We start from the raw sequence: 17659 nt of genomic DNA, 5'->3' as shown, positions 1-17659 counted from the left end.
GACCATGTGGATCATCGGGATATTCGCATCGTGAGCGCCCCCGCCGAGGAGCTGATGCACGCCACGGCCAATGAGGTCACCGGCGGGGTGTGGCGGGTGCCGTGGGGCGACGGGACGGCGGTGCGGAAACTGGTCATGCCACGCCGGGCCGGGGCGGCGGCTCATCTGGCGGCCAGTGACGACCCCGGGAACTTCAACTACTGGCGGCGCGAGCCCATCGCGTACGAGAGCGGGTTCGCGCGCGACGCTTTCGCCGCGGGTGGACTGTCCGTTCCGGAGCTGTACGAGCTCGAGGAGCGACCGGACGGGTCGGTGGCGATGGTCCTCGCCGATGTCCGCGGGCTTCCGCTGGCGTCGTGGCGGCCCGGGCAACTGGGTGACATCGCGTACCGGCTGGGGGTCGCGCAGTCCCGGTGGCTCGGCGGTCCGCCGGCGGCGGAGTGGCTGGCCCGGGACTTCCTGCGCGACTACACGCTGGCTCAGCCCGTACCGCCGGAATTGGATTTTGATCATCCTGTCGTGGTCGAGGCCTGGGGGCCGGAGTTGCGGGCCCGGCTGCGGGAGATGTGGGAGCGGCGGCATGATCTGCTCGCCGCGGCCGACCGGTTGCCGCGCACCCTCTGTCATCACGACGTGTGGCCGATGAACGTGATCCTTGCCGACTCCGGGCCGGTGCTGCTGGACTGGGCGTTCGCCGGGCCGGGCGCGATCGGCGAGGACGCGGCGAATCTGGCGCTGGACACGTTCTTCGACGGGCTGATCGACCTGTCGTTGCTGGACGGCGTCCTGGAGGCGGTGGTCGACGGTTATGCGCGGGGGATGTCCGAGATCGATCCGTCGCTGGTCCGGCAGGCCATCATGATCACCGGGGCGGCGAAGTACTTCTGGCTGGCGCCCCGCATGATCGACAGTCTGCTGCGCAACCAGCAGTCGGCGGCTTACGACTCGCGCGGGTGGCCGGAGCGGTTCGCCGGGCGGGCCCCGGTGCTCGAGGTCGTGGCCCGGTGGGCGGGGGAGGCGCTGCGCTGACCCTCAGCCTGTGCTTCAACCCGTGCGGCGGGGTCTGGTGCCGTTCTCGTGGTGGGCCGGTCGCTGATGCGCCTGGCCGGTGACCAGGATGAGTCCCACGTCGTGGCGGGTGGCAGCGTGTCGGTTGCGGGAGCCGGGCGGGCGTCCGGGGCCAGGCCCGCCCGGTTCAGGTGCACACACCGCCGATCTCCGCCGTCGAGCACGACCGGACTCATGACCGGACGCTGAGAGTGGTGCGAGTGATCAGCGGACGGTTCCACCGGGCCAGCAACTCGTTCGACAGATCCGCGACCGCGAGCAGGTCCTGGTTCCTCGCCCGGACCCCGGCGGCGGACAGACCCTTCGGAACAGCGTCGGCGTCCAGGAGCACCCGCCAATCGTCCAGGTCGAGTTCCAGGTATTCCAGACCGGTCAGCAACGCGACCTCGCGCGGGTCGGCGAGACTGCCGGGGTCGGCCGCGAGGGTGCGCAGCCGGGGCAGTCCCGAGAGGGGCGCGAGGCGGAACTGCCCGGCCTTCGACGATCCGAGGCTGAGTACCTCCAGTTCGGGGTGAACGAGCAGGTTCCCGTCCCTGGCGTAGGCGATCACCGGGGTCTGGTCACCGGTGGGGCCGGCGTAGTCGTAATGACGCTCGCGCACCATCAGGTCGGTGAGCGATTCCGCGATCGGCGCGGCGCCGACGCTCTCCTCGTGGTTGATCAGGATCACCTGGCCCTGGTAACCGCGCGGGCCCGGGGTGAGGTCGATGGCGTACTGGTCACCTCCGCCGTTGCCGGCGAACGCGATCCAGCCGGGTGAGCCGACCACGCCTTGCACCAGGGCGTCCGGATAGGTGATCACAGCATCCTTGGCCGCGAACTCCCACGGGCAGGGCCGGGACGCGGCGTCGGCGACGAAGACGACGTCCGGCCCCAGCAGGTCGAAGCCGAGCGCCTCGAACAGGCCGTCGAGGGGATCCTCCCGGCCGGCCCGGACCACGCGGTAGAGCACCTTGAGTTCCTCGGGCAGAGCGACGCCGAGCCGCGCCTCGGCTGCGGCGATCTCCTCCTCGGTGGCGCCCCGGACCGTCGGCAGCCGCTCGCGAAGGTGCCGCTCCAGCAGCGCTGGATCGGCCGACGGGGACGCCGCAGTCCCGGGTGCCGGCGCCGGTAGGCGACGCCAAGGCTCCGCAATCGCGCCCTCGACCAGCAGGAGCGACCCGACGCTGGTACCGAGGCCGTCCACGGCAGGACCGGTTTCGATCAGGTGCAGCGCAGACCCGTCCAGCACGAAGGAGATGTCTTCGAGGTCGTCCTCGGTCAGGGCGCCGAGCACGCGCTCGACAGCCGCGTGCTCGATGTTCCAGTCGCGGTGGGGCCCCGGAACGCTCCACCCGGCCGGGCTGACATGGCCGTTCACCGGGCCGTCGGCGCCATTGCCGGCTCGCATCAGCTGGACCAGCAGTTCCCACGTGGTGACGTCGTAGATCGAGGGCATTGATCGATTATCAGTTATGCAACGCCTGCTGACGAACTGCTGTCCGGCAACACCGCGCCGAAGCCTGAGGTTGATTGCCAAGCTCAGTGCCGGTCACGCCACTTCAAGATCGAGTTATCGGGCCGGGCCGGCTTCAAATGCTGCCGCGTCGATGTCCGGAAGGCTGAGCGTCACAGAGGCGGCGTGTCCGATCGCTCGCGCCGTTCGTGGCCGCGTTCGGTACCTCCTACCGGTTGATCACCCGCTTTTACCTCCTACGCTGGCGACCATGCTTACCGACCCGATCAGGCCGCCGCGGAAGTACCTCACCCGCGTGCTGCTTGCCGGGTTGCTCGGTCTCGCCTTGCTCGGTCCTGCCGGTGCGCTGAGCCTGGTCGTGGAGGATGCGACGGGCAACCACACCTTGGGTGGCCTGGCCGCCTGGCTCTTCTCGGCACCCTTCGTGGTGTGGCTTGCGCCCAAGGTGTCGTATCGACGTCGCGACGCCCTGCTCGGCCCCTGGATGCTGGGGATCATCGCGTGGCGGATCTCGTACCTGCCGTACCACGATTGGTCGCCGCGCGACGACCAGGTTTCGCTGACGCAGTGCCTCCGCGAGGCGGAGTTCGGCGCGGAATGGCGGCCGGAATACGCCGGTCTGTGGCGGCTGCGGTCATGACCTTCACCGCCGGCCGTTGCGAGACAACTGCTCAGCCGGTGGTGCGTCGCCGGTAGCGGGACATCTTGTCCCGGCTGCCGCAGGAGTCCATCGAGCACCAGCGCCTGTTGCCGGCACGTGAGGTGTCGATGTAGAGCAGGGAACACTCCGGGCCGGCGCACTCGCGCAGCCGGGCCGCCTCCGGGTCGCCCAGCAGGTCGACCGCGTCGCGGCCGATCAGTGCGAGCAGGCCGGGTGGAGTCGGCTCGTCGAGCCGTGCCGACAGCCCGTCCGGGGTGGGCCGCAAGCTGATCGGGGCCGGCCGCCGGGCTGCCCACAGGTTCACCAGCGCGAGGTCCGCATCGTCGGGGTGGCCGTGTCCCAGTCGGGTGCGTGCCAACCGGTAGATCGCCTCGCGCAGGTGGTGGGCGTCCGACAGGTCCTCGGGGCCGGTCGCCATGTGCTGGTCGGTCACTCCCGCCTCGACAAACCACCGGGCGAGGTCGGCCGGCGTGGCCAGCCGCTCGACGCCCGGCTCGCGCCACCGCAGGCCCAGAGTCGCGGTGAAGTTGACCGACAGCCGGCCGCCCAGGAAGCGGAAGTCGCTCACGCTTGTCACGTTACCAGCTTAACCGGTAACTTTGACGGCATGAGGATTCTGGTGGTCGGAGCCGGTGCCACCGGCGGGTTCTTCGGGGCGCACCTCGCTCGGGCCGGGCGCGATGTCACGTTCCTGGTGCGCCCCGGCCGGGCCGCGCAACTGCGCGAGCGGGGGCTGCGGATCACCGGGCTGGGACCGGACGTCGTGCTCGACCCGCGGCTGGTCACCGCGGCAGAGGTCGATCGGCCGTACGATCTGGTGCTCCTCGCGGTGAAGGCCGCCGGGCTGCCGTCCGCGCTCGACGACCTCGCGACCGCGGTCGGCCCGGGCACCGTCATCGTCCCGTTCCTGAACGGCCTCGCCCACCTGGACGTGCTGAACGCGCGGTTCGGCGAGGAGCGGGTGCTGGGCGGTGTGGCGAGGGTGATGACGATGATCGACGACCAGGGCGACATCGTCCGGCTCGGCCCGATCGCCGACCTGGCCATCGGCGAGCAGGACGCGCGCCCCTCCGACCGGCTGAAGGCGATAGAGGCGGAGCTGACCTGCGCCGGGTTCGGCATCGCGGTCTCGTCCGACATCATCCGTGCCATGTGGCACAAGTGGGTGTTCATCAGCACGCTCGGAGCGCTCACCACGCTGATGCGCGGCTCGGTGGGCGAGGTCGTGGCCGTCCCCGGTGGCGACCGGCTCGCTCCGCGGATCCTCGCCGAGGCCACGGCGGTGTCGGCCGCGGCCGGATATCCGATGTCGAAGGGCGGGATCGCCGCCGTCACGGCGCTGCTCACCGAGGCCGGTTCCACCGACACCGCCTCGATCTACCGCGACCTGGTCGCGGGCCGTCCGGTCGAGGTCGAACAGATCTTCGGCGACCTTCTCGATCGGGCCCGCGCGCTCGGTGTGGCGACACCATTGCTCGACCTGTCCACCATGGGCCTGCGGGTCCATGAGAACCGCCGTGTGCGCCAGCGGTCAAAGTAGTTGGGCGCCGAGACCGGATCCTGATCGAGCGCGAGGAGAAAGAAAAGTGGACCAGCGGGTGGCCCGGCGGGCCTTCGGCTTTGCGTTGGTGGCCCATCTCCTTGCCGCGGCCAGTTTCCTGGTCCTGGACGCAGCCGACCTGGAAGGCTGTGATCAGGGCGACGGTGCCGCCGCAGCCCTGGCGCTGGCCATCGTTCTGGATCTGGTTCTCGCCGTGACCCTCCTGGTCGTCCTGCGCCGGCGGCACCCCGGCGAGCGCCGTCAGGTCCTTCTCGGCTGGGCGGCCGCCCTGATCCCGGCGATTGTCGGTGTCGTGGTGGCCTATGAGTACGTCGAGAGTTTCCTCTCAGGCTGCCCCTGACCCTCCGGCCGCTCGACTCGAGACGCCGGCGAGAAAGATGTCCACTCCGGCGAGGAACTGTTCGCGGTCGTCGTGCTCGCGCAGCAGCGACGCCGACTCCCGTACGAGTGGATGGTCGTCGTGCCGCGCCCACTCGGCGGCCAGGCGCTCGAGGTATTCCTTGCGGGCCGCGTCATCCTGGGCGCGCCGGGCGCCCATGGCGTACTGCGCGGCCGCGCCGAGCACATAGTTGACCAGCGCCGCTCCCGCGTCGGGCAGGGCCGTCCCGGTGACGCCGAGACGATGCAGTTGCACTCCGACGCTCTTCCAGATCCGCAGGACGGCGGGTTGGAACGGTTCGCGGGACAGCTGAGTCCCCACCCACGGGTGCGCGTCGATCGCCTCGAAGATCCCCAGCGCCAAGGCGCGGATCGCCCGCGCCGGGTCCTCATCACCGGCGGCCTTCTCCATCACCTGGCCGATGACGCCGTCCGCGGCCCCGGCGAAAAGTTCGTTCGCCGACGCCGGTGCCGCGCGACGGCGGCTCGCCGCGATGCTCGACGGGGCGGAGCTGGGCCAGGCGATCGCCGCGCACCCCGGCGACCCCGAGACCGCCCTCGCGGCCTTCGAGGAGGTCATGTTCCGGCGCAGCGAGGCCGAGGCCGTCGCGGCGCACGACACGGTCGAGCTCATCTTCGGCGCCGGTGCACCTGACGGACTCGTGAAGCTCCTGACTCCGGAACACTGACGGGCGCGTCGGCCTGAGCGGGTGGCGCCCGATGTAGCACGATGGGGCATGCTTGTCGTTCACGTGGACGTCCACGTGCGGCCCGAGCGGGTCGCCGACTTTCTCGAAGCCACCCTCGCCAACGCGCGCGCCTCGGTGCGGGAGCCGGGCGTTCTGCGCTTCGACGTGGTGCAGGACCAGGCTGATCCGGCGCATGTCGTGCTCGTGGAGGTCTATCGCGACGCCGACGCGCCGTCCGCGCACAAGGCGACCGCGCACTACGCCACCTGGCGGGACGCTGTCGAGGAGATGATGGCTCGGCCCCGGGCCTCGACCCGCTTCTCGCCTGTCTTCCCGGTCGGGGAAGCGGGCTGGGAGAGCCCGCCGGCATGAGTGAGCTTGCGAGCGAGTCAATGGGCACGGTTGTCGGCTCATGGGGACGCTGGAGCGCAGCGGAGGGGGCGTCATGAGCGGGGTGTCGTTCGGGTTCGCCACCGCGACCAGCGTGCTGTTCGGGCCCGGGCGGGCGGCCGAGTTGCCGGACCTCGTCGGTGGTCTCGGTGCCCGGCCGTTCGTGTGCACCGGGGCGCGCCCGGACCGGCATGCCGAGCTGATCGACCGGCTGCCGTCGCCGTACCGGATCTGGCAGGTGGCCGGCGAGCCGGCGGTCGACGACGCCCGTGACGCCGTCGCGGCCGCCCGGGCGCACGGCGCCGATGTCGTCGTGGCCGTCGGCGGCGGAAGCGTACTGGATCTCGGCAAGGCCGTGGCCGCGCTGCTCGGCAACGGCACCGACCCGCTCGACCACCTGGAGATCGTCGGGCGCGGCCGGCCGATCACCCGTCCCAGCGTGCCGTTCGTGGCCGTGCCGACCACCTCCGGCACCGGTGCGGAGGTCACGGCGAACGCGGTGCTCACCGTCCCCGAGGCGGGGCTGAAGGCCAGTCTGCGCGGCCCGCACCTGCTGCCCCGGGTGGCGTTGGTGGACCCGCTGCTTACGCTTGGCTGCCCACCGGCGGTCACCGCGTCCAGCGGACTGGACGCCCTGACCCAGTGCCTGGAGCCCTTCGTGTCGGCGTACGCGAATCCGGTCAGCGACGGGCTCGCCCGCGAGGGTCTGCGCCGGGCCGGACGGGCGCTCCGCCGGGCCTGTGCGGATGGGTCGGACGTCGAGGCCCGTACCGACATGGCGCTGTGCAGCCTGCTCGGCGGGATGTCCCTGGCGAACGCGAAACTGGGCGCGGTGCACGGGTTCGCCGGCGTGGTGGGCGGGATGGTCGCCGTACCGCACGGCGTGGCCTGCGCGGCCCTGCTCGCCCCGGTCGTCGAGGCGAACGTCCGGGCGCTGCGGGCCCGCGACGCCGCCGACCCGGCGCTGGAGCGGTTCGCGGAGGCCGCGCGACTGCTGACCGGACGGCCCGAGGCGACCGTCGAGGACGGGCTGGCCTGGCTGCGGGAGACGGTCTCGCTGCTGGGTGTGCGAGGGCTCGACGCGTACGGCCTGGCCGCGCGAAGCTCCGACGAGATCGTGACCAAGGCGGCCGGGTCCAGCAGTATGCGGGGGAATCCGATCGCCCTGTCTCCGGCGGAGTTGCACGCGGTGCTCGCCGCGGCCCGGTAGCCGTTCTATCCCTTGTGGCCGGTGTTTTTCCAGGTGGTGCCGCGCCTCTCGTATTCGAGGAGCTCCTCGACGGCGTGCGCCACGCGCGGGCCGAAGTCGCGTTCCAGCAGATAGAGGCCGAGGTCCAGGCCCGAGGTGACCCCACCTGCGGAGATCAGGTCGCCGTCGTCGACGACGCGGGCGCGGACCGCGTTCACACCGGCGGCCTCGAGCATGCCGAAGCCCTGGATGTGGGTGTTCGCGTACCGCCCCTCGATCAGGCCGGCCATCGCCAGGGCCAGGGAGCCGCCGCAGACGGTCGCGACCGTCACCTGCGGGTCGGCCAGCGCACGCCGCAGCAGCGGCGCCGCGCCGGCGGCGAACCGGGCGAGCAGCACCGGAATCGTCTCCACGCCCTCGTCTGGGTCACCGTCGATCGGGCCGGCCGCGCCGGGGACGACGACATAGCCGGGTGCCGAGGGGTCGAGGGCCGCGGTCGCGGTCAGGCTGATGCCCGGGGTTCCGGATGCGACCGTCCGCGGGCCGTCCACGCTGACGAGTGCGACGTCGTGTGCCGTGCCGGGGCCTGAAAACCCGCTTCCGGCGCAGAGGATTTCGTACGGGGCGACGACGTCGAGGGCGTCGAAACCGTCGAAGAGCAGGAACTGTGCACGCATGTCCCCATGGTCATCGGAGGCACGCGTTTCGAGCAGTGGCTGGAATGCCGCCTTCCGACGAGATCTGGCCACGGCTCGGGGATCGGGCGGAGCGGTCCGCTCCGCCCGATCGGGGATCAGCCGTCGTAGCTGGCCTGCTCGACCGCGAACACGTTGCGGTGGCCGATCGGCTCCTGCAGCGACCAGAGCAGGTCCGGGTTGGTGCTGTCCTCCCAGTAGCTGATGCTCTCGCCGCCGCTCACCCAGGCGTACGACGAGGGACCCGCGGCCGGCGTCCAGTAGTACAGCTTCTTGTCGCCCGAGGAGTTGAACCACCAGCGGCCGTTGTGCGAGGCGACCCCGTTCAGCTTGTACCAGGGCAGCTGCAGCGCCTCGGACGCCGTGGTGCTGGCCGCGAACGTGGTGAGGCCGGAGGCGAACGGGAAGCGGATCGCCCGGGGCGCCCGGTTCGGGTACGAGGTGCACCCGGACGTGCAGGTGTACTCGGTCATCACGATCGACGGGTCCGCCCGGTCCAGCGAGATCGACGACCAGGCCAGCGAGGTACCCGACGTGGTGGCGGCCGTGATCTTGCCGATCTGCGGCAGCACGTACGCGTAGTTGTGCGCGTAGTACGTGGTGTCGCTCTGCCGGCCGATCTGGTCGGCGGTACCACCGGTGCTGGTCTTGAGGATCTTCGTCATGTCGAACACCCGCATCCCGTGGCCGGTGTCCGCGACATACAGGTAGTTGCCGTACCAGGAGACGCCGCCCGCGTGGACCACGACGTCCTTGAAGCTCGGCGCGGCGGCCGTCCCGGTCGGCTCGACCAGCAGGATCTTGCGGTACTTGTTCGGGTAGGTCGCGTCCCAGTCGACCAGCGTGATGCGGCTGCGCGACGAGTCGCCGTCACAGCCGTCCTTGGTGTACCAGCTGACCAGGATCAGCTGGTGACCGTCGTAGTTTCCGCTGTTCGCGGTGCCGACCGCGTCCCGGCTGGTGGTGATGCCCTGCGGGAAGTTCGTGCAGTCGCCGACATCCCCGTCGTCGAACTGGAAACCGGTGCTGTAGCCGGGCAGGTTCAGCGAGTCGGTGATCGCCTGGCGGTCGTGGTTGGCGTTGTCCATCACGTCGGACACCGTCGCCGAACCCAGCTTCGTGGCCAGCGCGGTGTTGAGCGCGCTGAACTGGGTGTAGTTGGCGGTGAGCGTGAACTGGCCGGCCGGCAGCGAGGTCGGTGCCGCGGCGGCGAGCGCCGGACTCCCGGCGACCTGCGCGGCGGAGACGCAGAGCGTCAACGCGACCGCGGCGCGCAACACTTTCAGACGTATGGACATGTTTGGCCCTCGTGATCTAGATCGACATCGAGCGGCCACGATACGCCCATTCAAGATCGTGGTGGTCGCCAGGTTCCGCCCCGGCGCGACCGTCCTATCGCCCCAGGACGGCCTGCGGGCGGCCGGTCTGTGAGGATGACCAGGTCAGCTCGGCGAGACGGGGGACCCGAAATGATCATCGAGGATGTGGCCGTTCCGGCCGGTCAGCACTGCGAGACGACCGCGCTGGGCGTCCTGCTGCGCCAGGCGGGCTGGGAGCTGTCCGAGCCGATGCTCTTCGGGCTTGGCGAGGGGCTGGGCTTCGTCTACTGGGACGCCAGGAACCTGGACTTCCCGTTCCTCGGCGGCCGCTCCAAACCGATGACGATCACCCACACCCTCGCCGAGCGGCTCGGCCTGACCCTGCGCGTCGAACAGACCGCCTCGACGGCCAAGGCCTGGCGCAACGTCACCGCGGCCCTGGACGCCGGCCGCCCGGTCGGTCTGCAGCTGGACTGCTACCACCTGGAGTACTTCACGACGAAGACCCACTTCGGCGGGCACGTCGTCGCGATGTACGGCTACGACGACACGTACGCCTATCTGATCGACACCGCCCAGCAGGGCGGCGCCGTCACGACCAGCCGGCCCAGCCTGGAACTCGCCCGCGGTGAGCGCGGGCCGATGACCGGCCGGAACCTCTCCTTCACCCTCGACGTTCCCGCCACCCGCCCCGAACTCGGCGCCGTGATCCGGACGGCGATCCGCGGCAACGCGGACGTCTTCCTCAACCCGCCGATCGCCAACCTCGGCCACCGTGGCATCGCCAAGGCGGCCGCGCGGGTGCCGAAATGGTTCGACCGCTCCACCGACCCGAAATGTGACCTGCCGCTGGCCGCGATGCTGATGGAGCGCGGCGGAACGGGCGGTGCCCTGTTCCGCGCCATGTACCGGGACTTCCTCGCCGAGTGCGCCACGGTCGTCGACGACGACAGCCTGCGCCTCGGGCAGCGGATGTACGCCGAGATCGCCCCGCTGTGGACCGAGGTCGCCGCCCTGATCACCGCCGCCGGCGAGTCCGGCGACCCGGCCCACCTGGCCCGCGCGTCGCAGCTGCTCACCGACCTCGCCGCTCGCGAGCACACCGCCATGCGGACCCTGTCCCAGATCCAGGGCTGACGATCGGCGGGACGGCGGCGATCACGTACGCCTCATCACCGCGTTCTCCCGGGGCGACGGCAGCTACCGGACGGTGTCGCACCGGACCCGGCTCACGGCCGAGCACCTCAACTTCTGGTACAAGCTCGCGCGCCATGAGGACCGCGCTCCCAACCGCTGGCTGACCGGCGACTGGAACGGCGACGGCGCCACCGACCTGGTCGTCGCCTCGCCGAGCACCTTCGACGAGGCGCCCCAGCCGTTCCCGGTCACGGTCGCCTACTCCGTCCTGATGTCGGACCGTGCCGGTGGCTACACGCTCGAGCAGCCCCCCGCCGACGCCGTTCCACGACGACTGCTGGCGCAGCATGGATCTGGACGGCCGGGACCCGGTCGACATGATCGTGAGGTTGAGGCCGGGCTCCCGGCCCGGCAACGTGATCTCGCGCCTCGTCACGACCTACGGCGCCGGCCGGGCCGCCCAGCTCGGCGGCCGGATCCTTTCCGGCGTGCCGCAGGTCGGGCGGAACCTGGAGAAGCTCGTGGCCGGGTCGAGATTCACGCCGTCGCAGACCTTCGTCGACCTCGGTAAGGCGGAGGGGTATGCGGCGCGGATGAAGGCCGGCCAGTGGAACTGGAACGATCCCGCTAACAAGATCATCGTCGACAGTCGGGGCACCATCCTCTCCGGTCACCACCGGATCGTCGGCGCCCGGCTCGCGGGTATCGAGATCCCCGCGAGCGGCATCTACACCTCGGGCATCGTGCAGACACCCGAGAAGATCCGTTCGTGGACGCAGGTGATCTTCGAATGACTACGGCTGCAAGCGGTAGCCCATGCCGGGTTCGGTGATCAGGTAGCGGGGCCGGGTGGGTTCGGGTTCGAGTTTGCGGCGCAGGTGTTTGACGTACTGGCGCAGGTAGTCGGTCTCTTTCAGGTAGGTCGGTCCCCAGACCTGCTGCAGGAGCTGCCGCTGGCTGACGAGTCTGCCCGGGTTGCGGGCCAGGACCTCGAGCAGCTGCCATTCCACGGGCGTCAGGTGGACGCCGGGGGAGCCGTCCTCGGCGCGGATCGTGCGGTCGGCGATGTCGATGGTCAGCGGGCCGATCCGGATCGGTTCCGGTGTGCCGGTCGTGGTGGTGGTGCGGCGGGTCACGGCGCGGATGCGGGCGAGAAGCTCCTCGACGCTGAAGGGCTTGGTGACGTAGTCGTCGGCTCCGGCGTCGAGGGCGTCGACCTTCTGCCGGCTGTCGAGGCGGCCGGACAGGATGATGATCGGGATGGGCGTCCAGGCGCGCAGCCGGCGGATCACCTCGACGCCGTCCAGGTCGGGCAGGCCGAGGTCGAGCACGATCAGGTCCGGGTGCTCGCCGGCGGCGGCGTGCAGCGCTTCGGCGCCGTCGGCGGCGGTGACCACCTCGTACCGGCGGGCGTGCAGGTTGATCCGGACGGCGCGCAGGATCTGCGGGTCGTCGTCGACGACGAGCAGGCGGGTCACGGGGTGCTCTGCCAGTGGTCGACGCGGTCGAGGACGGCGGGGTCGGCGTCCTCCCCGGCGCCGCCGGGTTCGACGGCGGGCAGGCTGATGGTCATGGTCAGGCCTCCGCCGGGGGTGGTGTCGGGGGTGAGGGTACCGCCCATGGCCTCGATCAGCCCGCGGGACAGGGCCAGGCCGAGGCCGACGCCGGTGGTGTTGTCGCGGTCGCCGACGCGTTGGAAGGGCAGGAAGATCCGATCCCATTCCGGTACGGGGATGCCGGGCCCGTGGTCGACGACGCGGATCTCGACCCGGCCGCCGTGCTCGCTGGCGGTGATCAGCGGTGGCCGCTCCGGTGGGCTGTAGCGCAGGGCGTTGGCGAGCAGGTTGGCCAGGGCGCGTTCCAGCAGGGCCGGGTCGGCGTGCAACTCGGGCAGGTCGTCGGGGATGTGGACACGCACGTCGCGTGCGGAGCCGGCCAGATCGTCCACGACGCGGGGGACGGTGTCGGCGACGCTGAGGTGTTCCGGGGCCATGCCCAGCGCGCCGGCCTGCAGGCGGCTCATGTCGAGCAGATTCTCCACCAGGCGGGTGAGCCGGTCGAGCGACTCCCGCACGGTGTCCAGCAGCTCGTGACGGTCCTCGTCGGTGAACGGGAGATCGGGGTTGAGCAGGCCCTCGACCGCGGCGCTGGCCGAGGCGAGCGGCGTGCGCAGGTCGTGGCTGACGGCGGAGAGCAGGGCGGTCCGCAGCTTGTCGATCTCGGCGAGCGGCCCGGCGGCGGCCGCCTGCTCCGCCAGGCGCTCCTGGCGCAGCGCGATCGCGGCGTGCACGGCGAACGCCTCGACCAGGCGCCGGTCGGCGGCCTGCAGCGGATGCCCGCGCAGCACCAGCGACATCCGGTCGTCGGCGGCGACGTCGGCGTCGCCCTGCGCCGGGGTCAGGCACGGCTGGTCACCGACCGCGGCGACGAGCCGCCAGGCGGCCGGCTCGCGGTTCAGGTTCGGGCCGGCCGGGGTGCCGTCGCGTCGTTCGAGCAGCGTCACCCCGGTCAGCCGCAGGGTCTCCCGGATCTGGTCGAGCAGGGCGGGCAGCGGCCGGCTGCCGCGCAGGACGCTGCCGGCGAGGGTGGACAGGGTCTCGGCCTCGGCGCGGGCGCGGGCGGCCTCGCGGGTGCGCCGGGCGGCGAGGTCCACCACGGCGCTGACCGCGACTGCGGCCAGCAGGAACACGGTCAGGGCGAGGATGTTCTCGCGCTCGGCGATGGTCAGCTCGTGCACGGGCGGGGTGAAGTACCAGTTGAGCAGCAGGAACGCGGCGACGGCGGCGAGCAGCGCCGGGTACAGGCCGCCGACCAGGGCGACCGCGACGACCGCGGCGAGATACAGCAGGATGTCGCTGGGCAGGCTCAGGGTGCCGTGCGCCTGGGTGAGCGCGATGGTCAGCAGCGGCAGCCCGGCGGCGGCCAGGGCGAATCCGGCCGCTCGCCGCCGGGTGGTCAGCCCGCGGTTCGCCGCCGTCGGGCGCCGGCCCCTGCGGACCTGTGCGTGGGTGACCAGGTGGACGTCGATGGGCCCGGATCCGGCGGTGGTGGTGACCCCGACGCCGGAGGAGAAGAGCTGCGCGAAGCGGCCGCGCCGGCTCGCGCCGAGCACCAGCTGGGTGGCGTTGACGCCGCGGGCGAAGTCGAGCAGCGCGGCCGGGACGTCGGCGCCGACGACCTGGTGGTAGCTGCCGCCGAGATCCTCCACCAGGGTGCGCTGGCGGGCCAGGTGGGCCGGGTCGGCGCCGGCGAGACCGTCGTTGCGGGCCACGTGGACGGCGAGCAGGTCCGCGCCCTTGGTACGGCCGGCGATCCGGGCGGCTCGCCGGACCAGGGTCTCGCCCTCGGCCCCGCCGGTGAGCGCGACCACGACCCGCTCCCGGGTCTCCCAGGTGGAGGTGATCCGGTTCTCGGCGCGGTAGCGGTCGAGCTGTTCGTCGACCTTGTCGGCGACCCAGAGCAGGGCCAGTTCGCGCAGGGCGGTGAGGTTGCCGACGCGGAAGTAGTTGCCCAGCGCCGCGTCGACCTTCTCCGGGACGTAGATGTTGCCGTGGGCCATCCGCCGCCGCAGCGCCTCGGGGGTCATGTCGACCAGTTCGATCTGGTCGGCCTGGCGGACCACCGCGTCGGGGACCGTCTCGCGCTGCGGCACCCCGGTGATCTGGCGGACGACGTCGTTGAGCGACTCCAGGTGCTGGATGTTGATCGTGGTGACGACCGTGATCCCGGCCTCCAGCAGCGTCTGGATGTCCTGCCAGCGTTTGGCGTGGTGGCTGCCGGGCACGTTGGTGTGCGCCAGCTCGTCGACGAGCGCGACCTCGGGGCAGCGGGCCAGCACGGCCTCGAGGTCCATCTCGGTGAACGACGCCCCCCGATAGGTGATCGTCGTGCGGGGTATGACCTCCAGGCCCTCGACGAGCGCCTCGGTGTGCGGGCGGGCGTGACCCTCGACGAAGCCGACGACCACGTCGGTGCCGCGGGCCCGGCGGCGGTGACCCTCCTCGAGCATCCTGTAGGTCTTGCCGACGCCGGGGGCGGCGCCCAGGTAGACGCGGAGCTGTCCCCGTGCGGTCACCGTTCCATCCTCTCCCGGTCCGGCTCAGTCGTGGAACGGATAGGTCGTGTCGAGGTCGGCGTTGAGGCCGGTCACGTTCACCGCCGGCGCGCCCAGGAAGCCCAGGGCCCGGCCGGTGGTGTGCGCGGCGACCAGTCGCCGCAGCGTCGCCGGGTCGATGCCGCGGGCGCGGGCGATCCGGGCCACCTGCAGGTCGGCGTAGGCGGGGCTGATGCCCGGGTCGAGGCCGGAGCCGCCGGCGGTGACCGCGTCCGCCGGCACGGCCGGGTGGGCGGGGGCGTCGCCGCGGACCGGGGTGACGACCCCGGCGGAGTAGTCCTCGCCCGCTGCCGCGCACCGCACGGTGATCCCCTGGTAGGTGGCCTGGAACGGGGTGGCCGGGCAGGCTTCGTTGACGCTGACCACGCGGGTGACCGGGCCGGTGAGCCCGTCGCGGCGGAACACCGCCAGCACCGCCCCGACCCCCTGCGGGGTGCAGTACGGGCGGCGCCCGTCGACGCCCTCGCGGGCACCGATCGCGTTGCTGCGCGCGCACACCTGGGTGAGCAGGCTCGGCCGGTCCGCCGCGGTGTCCACCACGCTCTCCGGACCGAGATTGGACGCGCCCGTGGCTGTCGGGTCGTAGCCGGCGGCCGAGGGACGCGACTGGAAGTACTGCACCAGCGGTGCGCCGTCCGGGCCGGTGAATGACTGTCCGATGAGGGCGGACGCCACCGTGGTGTCGCCGGAGCGGACGAGGGATCCGTCGGCGTGATGTCGCAGTCCGGGCAGGCGCGCGGCCGCGGTGACGGCGAGCGGGTAGAGCACACCGGTGAGGACGGTCAGTACGAGCAGGGCGCGCAGGGCCGCGAGGTGCTGGGCGAGCCAGCCTGGAAGTCGCATCAGGAGATCCCCGGGACGGACTGGACGAGCAGGTCGATGAGTTTGATGCCGGCGAACGGTGCGACGATCCCGCCGAGGCCGTAGACCAGCAGGTTGCGGCGCAGCATCGCCGAGGCGCCGGCCGGGCTGTAGCGCACCCCGCGCAGGGCGAGGGGGATCAGCGCGACGATGACCAGCGCGTTGAAGATGACCGCGGACAGGATCGCCGAGGTCGAGCTGTGCAGCCGCATCACGTTGAGCGTGTCCAGCGAGGGGTAGACCGCGGCGAACATGGCCGGGATGATCGCGAAGTACTTGGCGATGTCGTTGGCGATCGAGAAGGTGGTCAACGCTCCCCGGGTGATCAGCAGCTGCTTTCCGATCTCGACGATCTCGATGAGCTTGGTCGGGTCGGAGTCGAGATCGACCATGTTTCCGGCCTCCTTCGCCGCCGAGGTGCCGGTGTTCATGGCGACCCCGACGTCGGCCTGCGCGAGGGCGGGGGCGTCGTTGGTGCCGTCGCCGGTCATCGCGACCAGCCGGCCGCCGGCCTGCTCCCTCCTGATGAGCGCGAGCTTGTCCTCCGGGGTGGCCTCGGCGAGGAAGTCGTCGACGCCGGCCTCGGTGGCGATCGCCTGGGCGGTCAGCGGATTGTCGCCGGTGATCATGACGGTACGGATGCCCATCCGGCGCATCTCGTCGAAGCGCGCCCGCATTCCGGCCTTGACGACGTCCTTCAGGTGGATCACGCCGAGCGCGCGGGCGGATCGCCCGTCGACGTGTTCGGCCACCACCAGCGGGGTGCCGCCGCTGGCGCTGACCGCGTCGACGATGCCACCGACCTGGTCGGTGGGGTGACCGCCGTGGTCGCGGACCCATTTCATCACCGCGGCGGCGGCGCCCTTGCGGATCCGCCGGGTCGCTTCTGGACCGTCGGTGGCCAGGTCGACGCCGGACATCCGGGTCTGGGCGGTGAACGGTACGAAGGTGGCCGTACGCATCAGGGCCGCCTCTCGTTCCCGCAGGTTGTGCCGGGTCTTGGCGAGTACCACCACGGAGCGCCCCTCGGGGGTCTCGTCGGCCAGGCTGGACAGCTGCGCGGCGTCGGCGAGCTCGAGCGGGGTCACGCCGTCGACCGGGAGGAACTCCGCGGCCTGCCGGTTGCCCAGGGTGATCGTGCCGGTCTTGTCCAGCAGCAGGGTGTTGACGTCACCAGCGGCCTCCACGGCGCGCCCGGACATGGCGAGCACGTTGCGCTGCACGAGCCGGTCCATGCCGGCGATCCCGATGGCCGACAGCAGCGCCCCGATCGTGGTGGGTATCAGGCAGATCAGCAGCGAGACCAGCACGATCCCGGTCATGCCGTGCGCGGTGAGCGTGGCGTCGTCGGCGGCGGCGGGATTGGCGGCCTTGGAGTAGATCGCCAGCGGCTGCAGCGTCGCGACCGACAGCAGGAAGATGATCGTGAGCGCGGCGAGCAGGATGTTCAGCGCGATCTCGTTCGGGGTCTTCTGCCGGCTGGCGCCCTCGACCAGCGCGATCATCCGGTCGATGAAGCTCTGCCCGGGCCGCTGGGTGATCCGCACGACGATCCGGTCGGAGAGCACCCGGGTCCCGCCGGTGACCGCCGACCGGTCGCCGCCGGACTCGCGGATCACCGGGGCCGACTCGCCGGTGATGGCCGACTCGTCCACGCTCGCGATGCCCTCGATGACGTCGCCGTCGCCGGGGATGATCTGGCCCGCCTCCACCACGACGACGTCGTCCCGCTCGAGCTGCGGCGCCGGGACCGTCTCCTCGCCGGCGGTGTCCGGCCAGGCGGGCAGCCGCCGGGCCAGGGTGTCGCGCTTGGCCTGGCGCAGCGTGTCGGCCTGGGCCTTGCCCCGGCCCTCGGCGACCGCCTCGGCCAGGTTCGCGAAGACGACGGTCAGCCACAGCCAGACCGTGATGACCCAGGCGAACACGCTCGGCCGGCCGATCGCGAGGACGGTGGTGAAGACCGAGCCGATCTCGACGATGAACATCACCGGGTTGCGCCACAGCGTGCGCGGGTCGAGCTTGCGCACCGCGTCCGGCAGGGACTTCCACAACATCCGCGGGTCGAGCAGCCCGCCCGGGGCCCGCCGCGGGCTCTGCCGCCGCGGGGCCGCTTCCACTGTGCTGACAGTCAACGTGGTCCT

Annotated in this window: 18 protein-coding genes; 9 read left to right on the top strand and 9 right to left on the bottom strand. The window is 71.5% G+C overall.

Annotated elements, in window-relative coordinates; genetic code table 11:
• The first annotated feature begins 30 nt into the window (after positions 1-30).
• A complete protein-coding gene (locus tag CHC09_RS33510; protein ID WP_239138631.1) occupies positions 31-1029 on the top strand; it encodes a phosphotransferase in 999 nt (332 codons plus the stop codon).
• Between the two features lie 211 nt (positions 1030-1240).
• Here CHC09_RS33510 and CHC09_RS33505 read toward each other — a convergent pair whose 3' ends face one another.
• On the bottom strand, positions 1241-2506 hold the full coding sequence (locus CHC09_RS33505; protein ID WP_089297280.1) for an SMI1/KNR4 family protein: 1266 nt from the start codon (positions 2504-2506) through the stop codon (positions 1241-1243).
• A 268-nt stretch (positions 2507-2774) separates the two neighbouring features.
• On the opposite strand from CHC09_RS33505, the gene CHC09_RS33500 reads away from it, so the two are divergent.
• Positions 2775-3164 carry a hypothetical protein gene (locus CHC09_RS33500; RefSeq protein ID WP_239138630.1) on the top strand — a complete coding sequence of 130 codons (390 nt, stop codon included), beginning with the start codon at positions 2775-2777 and terminating at the stop codon, positions 3162-3164.
• Positions 3165-3195: 31 nt separating this feature from the next.
• Here the strand turns inward: CHC09_RS33500 and CHC09_RS33495 are convergent, their stop codons facing one another.
• A complete protein-coding gene (locus CHC09_RS33495) occupies positions 3196-3753 on the bottom strand; it encodes a CGNR zinc finger domain-containing protein (protein WP_179277390.1) in 558 nt (185 codons plus the stop codon).
• Between the two features lie 39 nt (positions 3754-3792).
• Between CHC09_RS33495 and CHC09_RS33490 the strand changes: the two genes are divergently transcribed.
• Positions 3793-4725, top strand: coding sequence for a ketopantoate reductase family protein (locus CHC09_RS33490; protein WP_089297278.1), 933 nt, complete (start codon positions 3793-3795; stop codon positions 4723-4725).
• Between the two features lie 46 nt (positions 4726-4771).
• On the top strand, positions 4772-5086 hold the full coding sequence (locus tag CHC09_RS33485; protein WP_089297277.1) for a hypothetical protein: 315 nt from the start codon (positions 4772-4774) through the stop codon (positions 5084-5086).
• On the opposite strand, the gene CHC09_RS33480 is transcribed toward CHC09_RS33485, so the two are convergent.
• Positions 5072-5539 (bottom strand): TetR/AcrR family transcriptional regulator C-terminal domain-containing protein, encoded by a 468-nt coding sequence (locus CHC09_RS33480; RefSeq protein ID WP_143232746.1) that lies wholly within the window; start codon positions 5537-5539, stop codon positions 5072-5074. The genes CHC09_RS33485 and CHC09_RS33480 overlap by 15 nt on opposite strands.
• A gap of 7 nt (positions 5540-5546) precedes the next feature.
• Here CHC09_RS33480 and CHC09_RS33475 point away from each other — a divergent pair, with 7 nt between their 5' ends.
• The 3 genes from CHC09_RS33475 to CHC09_RS33465 all read left to right on the top strand — a co-directional run bounded on the left by CHC09_RS33475 (position 5547) and on the right by CHC09_RS33465 (position 7413).
• Positions 5547-5813: a hypothetical protein gene (locus tag CHC09_RS33475; RefSeq protein ID WP_179277389.1), complete on the top strand. Its 267-nt coding sequence runs from the start codon at positions 5547-5549 to the stop codon at positions 5811-5813.
• Positions 5814-5861: 48 nt separating this feature from the next.
• Entirely contained in the window at positions 5862-6185 is a 324-nt protein-coding gene (locus CHC09_RS33470) for a putative quinol monooxygenase (RefSeq protein WP_089297275.1), read from the top strand.
• Between the two features lie 73 nt (positions 6186-6258).
• Complete coding sequence (locus CHC09_RS33465; protein ID WP_089297274.1) at positions 6259-7413, top strand: iron-containing alcohol dehydrogenase; 1155 nt, start codon at positions 6259-6261, stop codon at positions 7411-7413.
• Between the two features lie 5 nt (positions 7414-7418).
• On the opposite strand, the gene CHC09_RS33460 is transcribed toward CHC09_RS33465, so the two are convergent.
• Entirely contained in the window at positions 7419-8069 is a 651-nt protein-coding gene (locus tag CHC09_RS33460) for a DJ-1/PfpI family protein (RefSeq protein WP_089297273.1), read from the bottom strand.
• 116 nt (positions 8070-8185) lie between these two features.
• Positions 8186-9385 (bottom strand): hypothetical protein, encoded by a 1200-nt coding sequence (locus tag CHC09_RS33455; RefSeq protein ID WP_089297272.1) that lies wholly within the window; start codon positions 9383-9385, stop codon positions 8186-8188.
• A gap of 171 nt (positions 9386-9556) precedes the next feature.
• Here CHC09_RS33455 and CHC09_RS33450 point away from each other — a divergent pair, with 171 nt between their 5' ends.
• Together CHC09_RS33450 and CHC09_RS33440 are read left to right on the top strand one after the other, a co-directional pair.
• Positions 9557-10543, top strand: a complete 987-nt coding sequence (locus CHC09_RS33450; RefSeq protein ID WP_089297271.1) for a BtrH N-terminal domain-containing protein — start codon at positions 9557-9559, stop codon at positions 10541-10543.
• Positions 10544-10830: 287 nt separating this feature from the next.
• Complete coding sequence (locus CHC09_RS33440; RefSeq protein WP_143232745.1) at positions 10831-11337, top strand: ParB N-terminal domain-containing protein; 507 nt, start codon at positions 10831-10833, stop codon at positions 11335-11337.
• Here the strand turns inward: CHC09_RS33440 and CHC09_RS33435 are convergent, their stop codons facing one another.
• From CHC09_RS33435 to kdpB, 4 genes are read right to left on the bottom strand one after another with little or no spacing between them, the layout of a single operon-like run.
• Complete coding sequence (locus CHC09_RS33435) at positions 11338-12021, bottom strand: response regulator (RefSeq protein WP_089297268.1); 684 nt, start codon at positions 12019-12021, stop codon at positions 11338-11340.
• A complete protein-coding gene (locus tag CHC09_RS33430; protein ID WP_239138629.1) occupies positions 12018-14618 on the bottom strand; it encodes a sensor histidine kinase in 2601 nt (866 codons plus the stop codon). The genes CHC09_RS33435 and CHC09_RS33430 overlap by 4 nt, the downstream gene beginning before the upstream one ends.
• A 24-nt stretch (positions 14619-14642) precedes the next feature.
• On the bottom strand, positions 14643-15500 hold the full coding sequence (locus tag CHC09_RS33425) for a potassium-transporting ATPase subunit C (protein ID WP_089297267.1): 858 nt from the start codon (positions 15498-15500) through the stop codon (positions 14643-14645).
• A complete protein-coding gene (gene kdpB, locus CHC09_RS33420; protein ID WP_089297266.1) occupies positions 15500-17650 on the bottom strand; it encodes a potassium-transporting ATPase subunit KdpB in 2151 nt (716 codons plus the stop codon). Before kdpB ends, CHC09_RS33425 begins: the two co-directional genes overlap by 1 nt.
• Positions 17651-17659 lie beyond the last annotated feature (9 nt).

This window comes from Actinoplanes regularis (genome assembly GCF_900188005.1).
GTDB lineage: Bacteria > Actinomycetota > Actinomycetes > Mycobacteriales > Micromonosporaceae > Actinoplanes > Actinoplanes regularis.
Note: the sequence above shows the minus strand (reverse complement) of the source record. Positions and strands in the feature narration are given on the sequence as shown.

Excerpts from the sequence above, each read along its gene's own strand:
- CHC09_RS33465 (WP_089297274.1), top strand. The coding sequence starts at position 6,259 with ATGAGCGGGGTGTCGTTCGGGTTCGCCACCGCGACCAGCGTGCTGTTC.
- CHC09_RS33455 (WP_089297272.1), bottom strand. The coding sequence starts at position 9,385 with ATGTCCATACGTCTGAAAGTGTTGCGCGCCGCGGTCGCGTTGACGCTC.
- CHC09_RS33500 (WP_239138630.1), top strand. The coding sequence starts at position 2,775 with ATGCTTACCGACCCGATCAGGCCGCCGCGGAAGTACCTCACCCGCGTG.
- CHC09_RS33470 (WP_089297275.1), top strand. The coding sequence starts at position 5,862 with ATGCTTGTCGTTCACGTGGACGTCCACGTGCGGCCCGAGCGGGTCGCC.
- CHC09_RS33460 (WP_089297273.1), bottom strand. The coding sequence starts at position 8,069 with ATGCGTGCACAGTTCCTGCTCTTCGACGGTTTCGACGCCCTCGACGTC.
- CHC09_RS33475 (WP_179277389.1), top strand. The coding sequence starts at position 5,547 with ATGACGCCGTCCGCGGCCCCGGCGAAAAGTTCGTTCGCCGACGCCGGT.
- CHC09_RS33450 (WP_089297271.1), top strand. The coding sequence starts at position 9,557 with ATGATCATCGAGGATGTGGCCGTTCCGGCCGGTCAGCACTGCGAGACG.
- CHC09_RS33490 (WP_089297278.1), top strand. The coding sequence starts at position 3,793 with ATGAGGATTCTGGTGGTCGGAGCCGGTGCCACCGGCGGGTTCTTCGGG.
- CHC09_RS33505 (WP_089297280.1), bottom strand. The coding sequence starts at position 2,506 with ATGCCCTCGATCTACGACGTCACCACGTGGGAACTGCTGGTCCAGCTG.
- CHC09_RS33425 (WP_089297267.1), bottom strand. The coding sequence starts at position 15,500 with ATGCGACTTCCAGGCTGGCTCGCCCAGCACCTCGCGGCCCTGCGCGCC.